The organism is Roseospirillum parvum (assembly GCF_900100455.1).
Taxonomy (GTDB): domain Bacteria; phylum Pseudomonadota; class Alphaproteobacteria; order Rhodospirillales; family Rhodospirillaceae; genus Roseospirillum; species Roseospirillum parvum.
On the sequence record NZ_FNCV01000001.1, the window covers coordinates 385,617 to 402,491 of the forward strand.

The 16,875-nt window shown below is 67.6% G+C and carries 1 protein-coding gene; it reads left to right on the forward strand.

The window, feature by feature from the left end; all coding sequences use genetic code 11:
• The first annotated feature begins 82 nt into the window (after positions 1 to 82).
• Positions 83 to 16,573, forward strand: a complete 16,491-nt coding sequence (locus tag BLR95_RS01650; RefSeq protein WP_092614350.1) for an Ig-like domain-containing protein — start codon at positions 83 to 85, stop codon at positions 16,571 to 16,573.
• Positions 16,574 to 16,875: the final 302 nt, after the last annotated feature.

Consider the following 16,875-nt stretch of genomic DNA (forward strand, 5'->3'; position numbering starts at 1 on the left):
TCGGGAAAGCGTTCTGCTGTGGGCTGCCGGAACGGCAGGGCTTCCGGGGCGCTTTCCCAGACCACACGAAGAGGGGCATACAATGGTTGACCGCATCGACACCACCGGTTCCGAGACCCTGACCGAGACCGAGATCGACGCCGCCCCCGAGTCGGGAGCCGACACGGCGGTCAATTCGCAACTGGCCCAGGCGGCTGGCGAGGATCTGGGTGCCATCCTGGAAGGTGGCGCCGGCCTGAACGTGCCCGAGGCGGTGACCCTGCCCGGAGCCGGCGAGCGGGTGGTCGTCCCGGCCGGTCCGGGGGTGACCTATCAAATCGACGCCCCGAGCGCGACCTATGCCCAGGAAGGGCCGAGCTTGGTGGTTCAGACCGCCCAGGGCGATGTGGTCCTTCAGGACTTCTTCGTGATTGCCGACACCGGCCTGCCGCCGGCCCTCAGCCTGGCCGATGGCGCGGTGATTTCGGCCGAGCAGATCATCGCCGGCATCGACGGCTTTGATCCGGATGCGGTGGCGGCGGCGGCCGGCGGTGGCGCCGGCGGCGGTGGCGGCGGCGCCAGCTTCGGCGCCTACGATCCCGGCAACCTGGGCGACGGGCTGAACCAGCTCGACCTGCTCGGCGATCTGGACCTGGCTTTCGGCACCCTGAGCGAGACCGAGGAGGTCGGGGTCGACCTGGCCGAAGGGGCGCTGCTGGTCAGCTTCCTCACCGGCCGCACCGATGTCGATGTGCCGGACGAGTTGCCGGACGACTTCAACGAGTCGGGGGACGACGACTACGACCCGACCTGGGTCGAGGGTCAGTACGGCGGCATCTTCGAGGACAGCATGCCCAACGCCGACGAGGGCTGGTACGCCAGCGCCTACGGTCGTCTGGTGGTGACCCTGGTCCCGGCCGACAACGAAACCTTCCTGCCCGGCAGCAACCTGGGCATCACGCCCGATGCCGAGCTGTTCTTCGCCGGCGACCAGGACGACTATCCGACGCCGGCCGACCTCGCGGGCGGCGTGATCGACCTTGAGACCATCCGCGAAACCTACGACGGCTGGCTGCTGGTGATCGGCGAGCCGGGCTCCCCCGATGCGCAGATCGTTTTCCCCAACGGCGCCGGGCAGTTCTTCGTCTCGGTCGATGACATCAACCAGATCTACGTCATTCCGCCGGAGCACTCCGACGTTGATGTGCCGTTCAACGTGGAAGCGGCGATCATCGATCCGGATTCCGGCGACATCGCCCCGATCAGCGGGGCCGGGACCGCGATCCTCGACGCGGTGGCCGACAAGGCCACCTTCGACGGTCTGACCGGCGAGGAAGGCCTTGACCCGGGCCAGGGCCAGACCGACGAGCCGGTCCTGGTCGAGAACAGCGAGGATACGCCGTTCACCATGGCCTCGCCGACCGGCTACGAACTGCCCGGCACGGTCACCCCGGTGGGCGGCATCGTGGTCGACATGATCGGCCTCAACGGCGTGCGCGTGGTCGGCCAGTTGTCGGCCAGCGGCCTGTTCGAGGGCTTCGCGCCGGAGGGCCAGAACGAGGTCGAGATCGGCAGCTTCACCAGCCTGGCCGATGTGGTGGCGGCCCTCGGCGGCGGCCTGCAGAGCTTTGCCGCCCGCCTGACCATCGAGGATGGCGACACCGCGGCCGGCGACTTCGATGACGGCGACGTCACGCTGCTGGTCAACGGCGTCGATCTCGGCAACTGGAGCGACGTCACCACGGTGACCACCAACGGCAGCGGCACCGTGACCGGGGCCGAGCACCAGGGCTTCGGTGACGACGACCTGGATACCGGCTGGTTCTCGACCGCCGATTCCGGGGTCCTGTCGGCCCTGTTCAGCTCGATGAGCGGCAGCGGCGCGCTGGGCTTCTCGCTGTATGACGCCGACACCCCGGGCGACAACTATTACGACTTCACCCAGGGCGTCGATGGCGGTCTGGTCGACATCGGCTCGGACCTCGGCGTGGTCGGCCAGGTGGCCAACTATGACGTGGCCGACCCCGACATCGCGGTGACCGGGCTGACCGAGGACAACGCCTACGACACCGGCAGCGACGACGCGGACGGCACCGACAACTGGCTGGACGCCGATGACGGCGACGCCGACACCTCGTTCTACAACATCGGCTTCACCACCCAGACCCCGGACCAGGACGGCTCGGAGTCCATTTCGCGGGTCGAGCTGGACTTCAGCCAGCTCGAGTACGACCTGGGCGAGGGCAGCGAGTTGCTCTACGGCGGCCAGACGCTGGCTGACGGCGACTTCGTGCAACTGGTCGCCACGGTGGCCGACGCCGATGGCAACCTGTCGCCGCAACTGGTGTGGGCCGAGGTGACCTTCAGCCAGGGCGACAACGACGGCACCGCCACCTTCACCATCTACAGCGACCACCCGGACAACGGCGGCGCGCCGCTGGTCGACCATTCGACCGATCCCGGCGTGCGCTCGGACTCCGACCTGCGCGTGGTCGAGATCGACTTCAGCCAGGGCGTCGGCGGGCAGATCTACACCCAGGCCTTCACGGAAGGCGGCGGCCAGTCGATCACCGACTACGGCCTGCAGATCGGCCTGCCCCAGCACCTGGACGACGATTTCGACTTCCAGGCCACGGTGACCACCAACGACTTCCCGACCGACGACGAGTTGGTTGATCTCGGCAGCAGCGCCGATCCGACCGCCAATCCGGCCGCCGACGACACCATGGACAACAACCAGGCGCTGTCGCAGGCCACCTTCCAGGTGGAGATCAAGGCGGTGGCCGATCAGGTCGGCTTCACCGGTCCGGAAACCACCACCTTCAACGAGGATGACGGCGTCACCGGCGCCCAGGGCGCCGAAACCGGCGTCGATGACGGCTACGGGATGACCATCCCCATGGTCATGACCGCCAGCCTGGAGGACCGCGACGGCTCCGAGCTGGTCCGCTCGGTGGTGCTGACCCGCCAGGACGGTGACGACGAGGCCCGCTTCGTCGATGGCGAGGGCGAGCCGGTCGAAAGCGGCGATACCCTGACCATCAACGGGCTTCAGTACGAGGCCACGCTGTCGAACGACGGGCGGAGTCTCACTCTGACCCTGGTCAGTGACGACAGCGCCGGCGCCGCCCAGGACTTCGTGCTCGACGGCGAGATCGGCGTGCAGTTGTCGATCGACGACAGCAGCGACTTCAGCGTCCAGTACGACGTGACCACCCAGGAGGTCTTCCCGGACGACGACAACACCAGCGGCGACCCCATCGCCCACGAGTACGAGACCACCTCGACCACCATCGACTACACCGTGACCGGCGTTGTCGGCGAGGCCGCCCTGACCGCCACCGATGCCACCGTGCAGGAGGACGACGGCGAGGAAGACGGCGCCGAGGATGGCGGGGTCATCGTCGACGTGGACATCCAGGCCGCCACCCAGGATCAGGACCTGGACGGCGAGCGGTCCGAGGCCATCACCCAGGTCACCCTGACCCACACCGGCCAGGGCGCCTTCGTGCTGCCGGACGGCGCCGAGGTGGGCGGCACGGTCGAGATCGACGGCCACACCGCCACCATCGAAAGCTGGACGGCGACCGAGGTGGTGCTGTCGTTCGCCAAGTCGGAGAACGTGCAGGGCATCGACCTGGATGACGTCAAGGTGGCGGTCGGCAACGACGACAGCACCGATTTCGACATCACCGCCGTGGTCGAGACCACCGAGTACGACGACGACGACAACATGGCGGAAACCACCACCGCCCAGATCACCCAGCACGTGGAAGTGCAGGGCGTTGCCGAGACGGTGGCCGGTGGCTTCGATGAGCAGGCCACCTGGACCTACAGCGAGGACGATGGCGAGGAAGACGGCGCCACCGATGGCGGGGTCAGTGTCGATGTGGCGTTTGCCGTGTCGACCCAGGACCTGGATGCGGCCGGCGAGCAGTCGGAAGGCATCTCCAAGATCGTGCTGACCCACGATGGCCAGGGCAGCTTCGAGGTGTCCGACGCCTTCGTCGCCGCCTACCCGACGGCGACGGCGGTGGTGTCGGCCGACGGCAAGACGCTGACCATCGAGTTCAGCGCGCCGAACGACATCGAGAGCGTCGACCTGAGCGGTCTGGTCTCGGTCGAGCTGGGCAATGACGACAGCACCGACTTCGGCATCGACGCCACGGTGACCAGCACCGAGTACGATGACAACGGCGGCACCGTGGCGCTGGCCAGCAAGGACACCGAGTTCCACCAGGACGTGGTGATTGAGGGCGTTGCCGAGACGGTGGCCGGTGGCTTCGATGAGCAGGCCACCTGGACCTACAGCGAGGACGATGGCGAGGAAGACGGCGCCACCGATGGCGGGGTCAGTGTCGATGTGGCGTTTGCCGTGTCGACCCAGGACCTGGACGCGGCCGGCGAGCAGTCGGAAGGCATCTCCAAGATCGTCCTGACCCACGATGGCCAGGGCAGCTTCGAGGTGTCCGACGCCTTCGTCGCCGCCTACCCGACGGCGACGGCGGTGGTGTCGGCCGACGGCAAGACGCTGACCATCGAGTTCAGCGCGCCGAACGACATCGAGAGCGTCGACCTGAGCGGTCTGGTCTCGGTTGAGCTGGGCGACGACGACAGCACCGACTTCGGCCTCGACGCCACGGTGACCAGCACCGAGTACGACGACAACGGCGGCACCGTGGCGCTGGTCACCAAGGACACCGAGTTCCACCAGGACGTGGTGATTGAGGGCGTTGCCGAGACGGCCGCTGGCGGCTTCAAGGCGGCCGACGACGAGGGCGGCGTCACCTGGACCTTCCAGGAAGACGGCGGCGACACCAACGGCTATCGCGATGGCAGCTGGACGGCCGCCGACAAGGGCGTGGTCGTGCCGGTGGCCTTTGCCACCGCCACCCAGGATGACGACGGCTCGGAGCAGTCGGAGGGCATCAGCCAGGTCGTCCTGAGCCACACCGGCCAGGGGAGCTTCGTGGTCGACGAGTCCGGCCTCGCCGAGGCTTTCGAGGGCATCAGCGGGGTCACCGTCACCTACAACAACGACGGCAGCGTCACCATCGCCTTCGACACCCCCGATGCCGTGGAAGCGGTCGATCTGACCGACTTCGTCTCGATCCACCTGGGCCGCGACGACAGCACCGACTTCACCATCAACGCCGACGTGACCACCGTCGAGTACGACGACAACGGCGGCACCGTGGCACTGGCCAGCAAGGTCACCCACTTCGACCAGGACGTGACCGTTGAGGGCGTGGCCGAGACCGCGTCGGAATGGTTCAACTACGGCGACGACGACGTGCGCGCGACGGTCGCCGAGGATGACGGCGAAGGCGACGGCGCCACCGACGGCGGCGTCAGCGTGGATGTGTGGTACGGCACCAGCACCAACGACGAGGATGCCGCGGGCGAGAAGTCGGAAGGCGTCTACCAGATCGTTCTGACCCAGGACTCCGACGGCGGTTCCTTCGCGCTGGCTGACGCCACCGACAATGGGGACGGCACCCATACCGTCACCATCACCGTGACCATGGCGGATGGCACCTCCCAGGACGTCGAGGCGACCGCCACCATCACCGGCACCGCCGACGGCGAGTCCCTGACCCTGACTTTCGACACCCCGTACATCGGGCTTGTCTCGGCCTATCACCTGTCGCAGGTGGTTTCGGTTGAGCTGGTTGATGACGACAGTTCCGATTTCACCCTGACCGGCCAGACCGTCACCATCGAGTACGACGACGACGCCGAGCTGGCGGACGGGACCACGAACTCCGACATCGCCACCAGCGACAACACCCACACCACCGCCCCGGTCGAGCAGGCCATCACCGTGGAAGGCGTGGCCGAAACGGCGGCGCTTGACACCAACTGGCAAGGCGCGAGCGAGGATCACGACGACGACGACAGCACGCCGGCGGCCTGGGTGGTCCAGGAGGATGCCGGCAATGCCGTCGGTGGTGGCAGCGCGGGCGATGGCGGCGTGGAGGTTCCGCTGTCCATCACCGCCGCCACCCAGGACGAGGACCAGTCCGGCGAGCAGTCCGAGGCGATCACCGAGATCGAGCTGACCCACACCGGCCAGGGGGCGTTCCAGTTCACCGACAAGGATGGGACGACCTACACCGAGGGCAGTGGCTCGACCACCATCACGGTGGACGGCACCGACCATGCCGTGGACTACGCGTTCGATGGCTCCGGTTCCCTGACCCTGTCGTTCCCCGATGACGCCGTGGATGGTCCGCAGATGCTGCAGAGCATCGACCTGACGGATCATGTCCTGGTCAAGGTCGGCAACGACGACAGCACCGACTTCGATATCACCGCCACCGTCCAGACCACCGAGTATGACGACGACGAGGGTGGCTCGGTGGCCACGGGCAGGGAGACGGCGAGCACCTCGATCACCCAGCATGTGATTGTCGAGGGCGTGGCCGAGACGGCGGCCGGCGGCTTCAACGCCGACGGAACCTGGACCTTCGAGGAGGACGGCGGCTCGCGCCGGGCCGACAACGGCGTGATCGTCGCGGTCGACTTCCAGGCCCAGACCCAGGACGACGACGGCGCCGAGCAGTCGGAAGGCATCACCAGGATCGTGGTCGAGCAGACCAGCGGCACCGGTGAGTTCACCGACGCGGCGGGCAACGAACTGCCCGCCACCCTGACCATCGGCGGTGTCGAGTGGACCGTCGACGTCAGCGGCCCCATGGGCGATCAGACCCTGACCCTGACCTACGCCGGGACCGGCAACAGCCAGGTGCAGTCGGTCGACCTGAACGGCGTCATCGCCGTCACCGTGGGCGGTGACGACAGCGACAACGTGACCCTGAACGCCACCGTCACCACCACCGAGTACGACGACGACGGCGGCTCGGTGGCGGTGGCCAGCCGCGACACCGAGTTCGGCCCGCAGACGGCGACCCTCACCCCGGTCGCCGACCGCCCCGACTTCGATGGCGCGCGCACCGGCACCGAGGACGAGTGGATCGCCCTCGACCTGACCGACGGCGCCAGCACCAACGACGAGGATGCCGAGAGCGAGCAGTCGGAGAGCATCGTCCAGTACCGGGTTGGCGACTTCGACGCCATCGAGGGTCTGGGCGCCGGCGTCAAGTACACCGACGACAACGGCGACGTGCACGAGTACTTCTACACCGGCTCGACCCTGGGCTGGGTGGAGAGCGTCAACGGTGGCATCCCGCTGCCCAGCAACGACCTGGACGGCAACCTGAAGCTCTCGCCGGCCGAGGCGGCCACCTTCCAGGTGAAGGCGCCGTGGAACAGCGACGAGGACTTCACCCTGAAGGTCGGCGTGCGCGTCAAGGACGTGGACGAGGACGGCGACGGCAACGACAAGAAGTGGTTCAACAACGACCTCACGGTCGAGGTGGACTCGGTGGCCGATGCCGGTGTCGGGCTGATCCTGCTGCCGGGTGGCTATGTCAACGAGGACGGCAGCATCACCCCGCAGATCACCGGCGTCTTCCCGGACAGCGACGGTTCCGAGGAACACATCCTGTACCTCGCGGTTCCCGAGGGCTGGTCGGTGGTCAACGCCAACGGCTGGACCCTGGTTGACGACGCCAACAGCTCCTACGACGGCCAGTACATGCTGGACGTGACCAGCCAGGGTTACGTTGTCGGCGCCGCGGCCCCGACCCTGGCCCCGCCGGCCGACTCCGATGTGGATGCCACGCTGTCGGTGACCATGCTGTCGCGTGAGCTGAACGCCGAGGGCAGCTACAACGAGACCGTCAACGACATCGCCACCACGCCGGTCAGCCGGCTGATCGTGGTCGATGCCGATGCCGACATGCCGACCGATGTCAGCGGCGACGCCGACTATCCGGAGGACTACACCGCGGCGGCGCCGGGTGGCGAGACCACGGTCAGCGTCACCGCCACCTTCGGCGACTACGAGGACGGCTCGGAAACCCACTACGTGGCGGTCGAGCTGCCCGAGGGCTGGGGCTACAGCGGCGGCTATGACACCTGGGACGGCGTCGGCCCCTACGCCGGCACCACCTTCGTGCTGATCCCGGTCGACAACGCCGACATCGCCGACGGCGGCGGCACGGTGAGCGTGCCGCTGACCATGACCGTGCCCGAGAACGTGGCCGACTCCACCAAGGTGGAGCTGACCGTGCTGGCCGGGGCGGTCGAAACCCTGACCGGCGACCACGAGCCTGAGTGGTGGGCGAGCGACAACGTGGCCATCGCCAACGGCACGGCGACGGTCATCATCGATCCGGCCGATCCGGGCGCGCCCGGCGACCCGGGCGATCCCAACAATCCCAACGATCCGCCGACCAACAACGACTACGGCTACGTGGGCGGGGCGATCGCCTTCGAGGACGGCGACAGCCCGGAGACCCCGGTGCAGATCGACGGCGACAATGCCTACGCGGTGTCCTTCACGCCGTTCGTCGATGACACCTCGGGCACCGAGCACAACGCTGCGGAGAGCATCGAGGCGGTTACCGTCGGCACCTACAGCGGCGGTACCCTTTACGCCACCAGCGATGGCGTGACCTTCACCGCCCTGGCTGCCGGCGACACCTTCACGCCGGATCAGGAGCTGTTCTTCGTGCCGGCCGAGAACGACAGCGATGCCGACCTCAGCATCCCGCTGACCCTCAGCCTGGTCGACCCGGACTCCGGCGCCACCGCCGAGGTGCCGAGCTACATCACCGTGGTCATGGACGCGGTGGCCGACATGCCGACCATCGGCGCCTCCGCCGGCGACGAGACGGCCGGCGTGGAACGCCTGCTGTCGCTGTCCTACAGCGGCGACGCGGGTGATACCGACAGCATGGCCAGCGCCTGGAGCGCCGCCGGGGTGAGTGTCAGCCCGGTGACCTGGACGATCCCGACGATTAGCGGCACCAACGTCAACGTGGCGGTCCTGCCGGGCACCGACTTCGGGTCGAAGAACCTGAACTTCACGCTGGGCAACGGCAACACCCCGAACACGGCGCTGCACGGCCAGTGGCAGTACTCGGGCTTCGCCGTCAACCATGGCGACATGGACATCGACAACGGCGAGATCGACACCCTGGATGGGAACGACGCCAACGCCGTCGAGGCGATCCGCCTGACCTTCGATGACCCGATGGATCAGGTGACCGTCGACCTGGGCGCCCTGTTCGGCGACCTGGAAAACGAGAACGCCCCCTATGACGCCCAGTACCACGAGAAGGCCCTGATCATCGCCTACGACGCCGAGGGCAACGAGGTGGCCCGCACCACCGTTGAGGGAACGGTCAACGGGCTGGCCTCCGGCACCCTGACCGCGCCCGAGGGGCAGAGCATCGCCGCGGTGATGGTCTCGCCGCTCAACGACGGGGCCGGGCTGTCGGGCCACAACTCCGACTTCCTGGTCACCGGTGTGTCCGGCGTCGCCCACGTGGACGAGGAGACCTGCACCACCGACACCGTGTGGGTCGATGAAGGGGCCCAGGTGACGGTGACCCTGACCGCCACCTTCGGCGACGTGGTCGATGGTTCGGAAAGCCACTACATGGCGGTGCTGCTGCCCGACGGGCTGACCCTGGCCAGCACCCCGGCCAATTCGACCACGATCCCGGTCGGGCCGGACGGCCTGGAGCTGCCCGACGGGCGGACTCTGCCCGAAGGCAACTACCTGCTGATCAACGTCGACGACCAGCTTGGCGCCAACGACACCGTCAACCCCACCAGCGCCACCCTGAGCCTGCTGCTCAACGCCGCCGAGGTGCCCGAGACCACCGATGTGCGCGTCGGCGTCTGGGGTGTGGCCGCCGAGACCACCCTGACCGGCGCCGAGCCGACCGGGGACAACAACCTGGCGGTCACCGAGGGAGCCTGTGTCGGCATCACCATCGACAGCGGGCCCGACATCGAGGACGCCGAGAACGAGCTCGACGAGGGCGGCAACACCGTCAGCGGCGACCTGTTCGACGAAAGCGCCGCCAACACCGATGGCTTCGGGGGCGACGCGGTGATGACCAGCATCACCGTGGGTGGGGTCACCTACCCGCTGGCCGATGGCCAGACCATCACCGTCACCACGCCGATCGGCGGCACCCTCAAGGTGTCGAGCGACGGCAGCTACACCTACACCTCGCCGATGGTCCACGACCACGACGACGACAGCTTCACGGCCAGCGACGACTACGTGCCGGAGGAGTTCGGCTTCACGGTCACCGATCCCAGCGGCTCCACCGCCAGCGGCACCCTGACCATCGATGTGAACGACATCGACCCCGAGACCGGCAGCAACCCGGCCAAGACGGTCTACGACGACGCCACCGAGGGCACCCAGGAGGCCTCTGGCACCCTGGCCTTCGACCACGTGGACGGCGCCGCCATCACCGAGTTCAGCTTCGACGGGAAAACCGCCTCGGCCGATAGCTGGACCGTCGATGGCAGCGGCAACGTCACCCTGACCGGCGACTGGTTCGAAGTGAAGGTCAACCCCGAGACGGGCGCCTACACCTTCACCCAGACCGGCCCCTATGACCACGCCGAAGGCGACGCCAGCAAGGAGCTCTCGCTGGACTACACGGTCCAGGACGTGGACAACGGCAGCGACGACGGCTCGGTCAAGATCACCGTCATGGACGACGAGCCGGTGGCCGAGGACGACGACAACAGCGTCGTCGAGGGCCAGAGCGTCGCCGGCAACGTGCTGACCAACGATGACGGCGGGGCCGACACCCCGGCCACCGTCACCGAGATTGGCGGCAGCGCGCTGAACTTCAACCAGACCCACGGCGGCACCACCGGCTGGGCCAAGGTGGAAGGCACCTACGGCGACCTGTTCATCAAGGCGGACGGCAGCTACGACTACGTGGCCGACGCCAACCTCGACAACGCGACCGGGGTCAAGGACAGCTTCACCTACACCCTGGAAGACGCCGACGGCGACACCGACACCGCGATCCTGACCATCGACATCAGCGATGGCACTGGTCCGTCGGTCAGCGCCCCGGCGGGCGACACCCTGTCGCTGACGGTGGACGAGGCGGCGCTGGATGCCACCGGCACCGAGCCGGCCAGCGACGACGAGACCGACAGCGGCAGCATCACCTTCTCGGCCGGGTCGGACCAGATCATCAGCATCGCCTTCGCTGATCCGAGCGCCAGCACGCCGGTGGTCGACGGTCTGGACGACGCGGCGAACATCGTCTGGAGCCTGGAGAGCGGCGATCTGGTCGGCAAGATCGGCGGCACCACGGTGCTGACCCTGGCGCTGAGCGACGTCGATACGCCGGTCGCGGTGGGAGCCTCGGAAGAGGTCACCGTGACGGCGACCCTGAACGCCGCCTGGGCGCACGAGAATAACGTCAACGTGGACACCTTGACGGTCAGCGGCGTCCAGGTGGTCGCCACCGACACCGACGGCGACACCGCCACGGCGGAAGTCGGGGTCGAGGTGCTCGATGACGCGCCGGAGGTTCAGAGCTGTGTCATCACCAATTGGGGTGGCGAGGCGAGCTGGAACAACTCGTTCGGCTACTATGTCATCGGCGACGATGGGCAGCCGGTCGCGGACTCCTACCAGGTCATCTGGGCCAACGCCTCCAATGCCAACATCGGTGAGTCCGTCACCATCGAGGGCTACAGCGAGGATCAGATCGGCTTCTTCATCATCAAGCAGGGCGCCGACAACGGGATCAGCGACGGGCAGACCGTCGATCCCACCACCTCTGGCCTGATCCTGGTCTCCGCCAGCTCGACCGTCCAGCCGGGCGAGGACTACGTCCCCGCCAGCGCCCCGGGCGAGCACCTGTACTTCGAGGATGGCGCCGACACCGACTACAGCGACGTTCAGGTGAGCGTGCAGTGGCAGGCTGTCGGCGGCGGCTTCGTCGACGAGGACGATCTGCCCGACGGCACCAGCCCGGACAGCGCGGCCCTGGCGGTTTCCGGCGATCTGGTCGATACGGTCGACTTCGGGGCCGATGGGCCGGCCAGCGCCGGCGGTGGCTACAGCTTCAACCCGGATGTGGCCGGCACCTCGATCACCGTGGACGGCACGACCATCCACATCGAGCAAGACAGCGGCGTGATCTTCGGTTGCCTGACCGATGGCGACCTCAGCAGCGCGGTCTTCTCGGTGTCGCTGGACGGCAGCGGTGGCTACACCTTCACCCTGCTCGACAACCTGCCGCACACCACCGGCAGCGGCGAGAACGTGGCCGCCATCAGCATCCCCGACCTGATCCGCTACACCGACAGCGACGGCGATTTCGTGGATGGCGACTTCAGCATGTTCGTCATCGACGACGTGCCGACGGCTGATCTGGCCGCCAGTGGCGCGACCAGCATTGCCGAGGACGCGGCCGGGACCCTGACCGGGACCTGGGAGGCCCCGCTGGGCGCTGATGGCGCGGGCTCGCTCACCTTCACGGTGGACGGCCAGACGCAGACCATGGGCACCACGGCGCTGACCTTCACGGTGGCCAATGCCGGCGTGCTGACGGTCTCCCCGGATGGCACGTGGTCGCTGGATCCGTCGCTGAACGGCGACAACGCCACCGGTGTGTCGTTCGACATGACGGTGACGGCGACCGACGCCGATGGCGACACGGCCGAGGACACCCTCACCCTGACGGTGACCGATGGCGAGGGCCCCTCGGTCAGCGATCCGTCGGCCGGCCCGCTCGAGTTGACGCTCGACGACGCCGATACCGATGGCGGCAGCGATGACACCGACAGCGGTTCGGTGACCTTCCAGGCCGGCTCGGACAACATCGTCACCATCGGCTTCGCGGTGCCCGCGACGGGTGACATCACCGTCGACGGCATGGACGGCACGGCCCTGACCTGGGCGGTGACCACCGGCGGCGAGCTGATCGGCTACACCACCGACAGCTCCGATCCGGAGATCACCCTGACCCTGGGCGGCGCCAGCTCGGCGGCGGCCGGTGGCTCGGCGGTGGTCAACGTCACCGCCACCCTGTCCGACGCCCTGAAGCACGAGTTGGGCACTGGCGACATCACCATCGGCGGCATCGGCATCAAGGCCGCGGACACCGATGGCGACATCGCCACCGCCAACGTGGCCCTGACCGTGACCGACGATGTGCCGGAGGTGACGGGCACCCTGGACAAGCAGGAAATCAACGAGGCCGATCTTTCCGGCGGCCCGGTGACCCTGACCGCCCAGGCCCTGCCGGGTGTCGACTACGGCGCCGACGGTGCGGGCGGGCTGACCATCGATGCCAGCCTGGACGGCACGAACAGCGGCTACAGCCTGAGCGACGGCACGCCGATCCTGTTCGACGTCGACGGCGACACCCTGAAGGGCGTCACCGCCGGCGGCACCGAGGCCTTCAGCCTGACCGTCCACGACAACGGCACCTACGACTTCACCCTGTCGGCGGCGCTGAAGCACCCCAGCAACAACGACGCCGATACCCTGACCCTGAGCTTCGCCGACGCCATCGTGGCCAGCGACAGCGATCAGGACACGGCGCCGATGGACTTCGCCATCGACGTGGTGGACGACATCTACGGCGCCGCCGCCGGGCCGCTGTCCTACACGGTCACCGAGGGCGACACGCTGACCATCCCGATCACCGACCTGTTCAGCGACGCCAGCAGCATGGACGGGTGGAAGGGCTGGTCCGTCTGGCGGCAGTTCAGCGGTTCCCTGGACTGGGACAACGGCGCCGACGGTGTCACCGGCACCGCCGACGACCAGTTGGTGTTCACCAACGTCAGTGTCGCCGGACAAAACCTGGCGGGGACTGTCACCCTGACAGACGGCGACGGCGATGTGGCCTCCAAGTCCTTCACCGTCACCGTGCTGCCCGACAACAACCCGCCGGAGGCGGTCGACGACGCGGCCAGCATCGTGCAGGGTGGGGCGCCGATCAGCTTCAACGTGCTCGATGGCACGGCGAGCAGCGGCAACGTGGCCGACTCCGACCCGGATGGCGACACCGTGTCGGTGACCACCACCACGGTCTATGGCCAGTACGGCTACGCCACCATCGACGCCACCAGCGGCGCCACCACCTACACCCTGTACACCGCCGGCAACATCCCGGCCGGGGCGCCGGCGGGTGCCGAGGTGGCCAACCCGGCCGACGGGCAGACCCTGACCGACACGCTGACCTACACCATCAGCGACGGCAGCCTGACCGACGACGGGCAGATCACCATCGACATCGGCGACGCCACCCCGGTGGCCTTCGACAACACCAACTCGGTGGCTGCCGAGGTGCAGGATCAGGTGAAACTGGTGCTGACGCTCGATGTCTCCGGCAGCATGGGCTACCAGATCGATCCGCTGACCGGCCAGTACACCACGCCGAACGGCAGTGCCGGTTCTCCGAACCGCCTGGAAACCCTGAAGGTGGCGGTGGCCCAGTTGCTGGCCAGCTACGAAGCCACCGGGGCCGATGTCAGCGTCGACATCGTCACCTTCAGCAGCGGTGCCTCGCTGCTCGGCAGCTACGCGAGCGACGGGTCGGGTGACGGCACCATCGCCGATGCGATCAGCGCCGTTCAGGGCCTCAGCGCGAACGGCTCGACCGACTACGACGATGCCCTCGAGGCCAGCGTCGACGCCGGGCTGGACAGCGACACCATCATGTACTTCATCTCCGATGGTCGGCCGACCGCCGGCGATGACCAGACGGCCGGCGGCAGCCTGATGTTCGGTCAGGACCCCAGCACCTGGGCCAACGGCGCCACCGTGCATGCCGTGGGCATCAACATGGGGTCGGCCTACATCGACAACCTCAACGCCATCGACAACACCGGCCCGGATGGCAGCAGCGACGCCAAGAACGTCCCCGACGATCTGGCCCAACTGACCACCATCCTGCTCGCCACCGTGCCCGGCACGACCAGCGGCAACCTGCTGGTGGACCTGCCGGACGCCGATGAGGGTGCCTCGGACCTGGGCGGGGCCGATGGCTTCCCGGCCAGCGGCAACGTGCTGACCGAGGTTGCCGGGTTCGGCATCGGCGACAGCGCGGGCGCCACCAACGGGGGCTACACGCTGATCTCCACCGATGGCGCGGAGGTGCTTCAGATCGGCTCCGACAACGGCCTGCTGACGGTCAACCTGCGCACCGGCGACTACAGCTACACCGCCAAGAGCGGGGTGGCCGACGTCACCGACAGCTTCGCCTACACCATCCAGGACGCCGACGGCTCGACCGACGATGCCACCTTGAGCATCGACATCGAGGACGCGCCGCACGCCGTCAACGACGTGGCCTTTGCCGAGGCGGCGCACTGGGAGGTCGACGGCACGGTGACCGGGTCGGTGACGGTGGACGGGGCCCCGCAGTGGGTTCCCGATGGCGGTCCGTTGACGCCGAGCAGCACCGGTTGGGTGAACGACAACAGCAGCAGCGATGTTTGGGCGTTTATTTTTCCTATCAGCAGCAGTTCTGATGGGGCCGTCTCTGGAGAGTCGGGAAGCTTCACGGTGCCGGCGGGGAGCATTCCGCCGGGTGGCATTACCGTCAGCTATGATGTGGATGTTCACAATCAGTTCCAGAGCTGGGGAGACCGCTGGCAGGTGACGCTGCAAAAGGAGGTGTCCTCGGGCAACTGGCAGGATGTCTCCGGCCAGGGAACGGGCTGGTCGAGTGGTGGTGATGCCTCGGGGCTGAGCATGGACATCGCCGATCCCGGGACGTATCGACTTCAGCTGAGCGTCGACAACCAGACCTTTGACGGCAACGCCAAGGTCAAGGTGAAGAACATCGAGGTTCAGCTTTACGAACAGGTTGCCGGGACGCCCCAGACCTTCACCGCCCAGACCCGCGACCTGTCCTGGGTGGCGGCGATGGTGGCCGGCAATGTGCTGACCGACGGTGTCGACGACCTGGGCGCGGAGGGCGCCTCGATCAGCGGCGCGGTGAAGGGCGATGTCGACAACGACAGCACCCCGACCGAGCTGACCTCGCCGATCGTGCCGGATACCGACGGCGTGATCAGCATCACTGGCGATCACGGCGTGCTGACCCTCTACACCCAGGTCTACGACGGCCATGTCGCCGGTGACTACGAGTACCAGGCCGACGCCGATGCCCCGACCGGGGTGAGCGAGGTGTTCACCTACCAGATCGAGCAGGATGACGGGGATTTCGACACCGCCACCCTGACCATCGACCTGGCGGACGCCTACGAGGCGCCGTTCATCACCGACACCTCGAACGGTGGCGCCGACGACAACGTCATCGCCGGCACCAACGAAGACGACGTGCTGATCGGCGATCAGGCAGTGGCCGAGATCATGACCGGCGGGGCTGGCGACGACGTCTTCGTCGTCGGCGATGGCGACACCATCACCGACTTCAAGTTCGACATCGACGGTGATCTCGGTTCCGGCAGCAACGAACATGACGCGGTCAACCTCGACGCCCTGTTCGAGGCCCTGGACCCGACCGGCAACCTCGACCACGGCGACGTGTCCACCGTTGGCGGTGGCGGCGACTTCACCGTCAGCGCGGCGGACGACAATAACGATGGTACCTTCACGGTGACGGTCACGGGTGGCAGTAGCAGCGCCCAGTTCGATGTGACCCAGTCCGACCTGGACGCCGACCAGTTGGCCCAGCTGATCGCCAGCCAGAACAACGACACCGCCTGATCCCCACCCGGATCATCGGCCCACACCATCAAGGGGCGGCTCTTCGGAGCCGCCCCTTATCTTTCGGGTAACCGGGGGCGGCTCTTCGGAACCGCCCCTTTTTTCGTTCGGGTAACCGGGGGCGGCTCTTCGGAGCCGCCCCTTTTTTCGTTCGGGTAATTGGGGCAGCTCTTCGGAGCCGCCCCTTTCTTCGTTCGGGTAATTGGGGCGGCTCTTCGGCGCCGCCCCATTTCTTTCAGGCAACCGGAACACGGCCCTTCGGCGCCGCCCCATTCCCGGTGTGGCGGAGGCAGGCGGGCGGG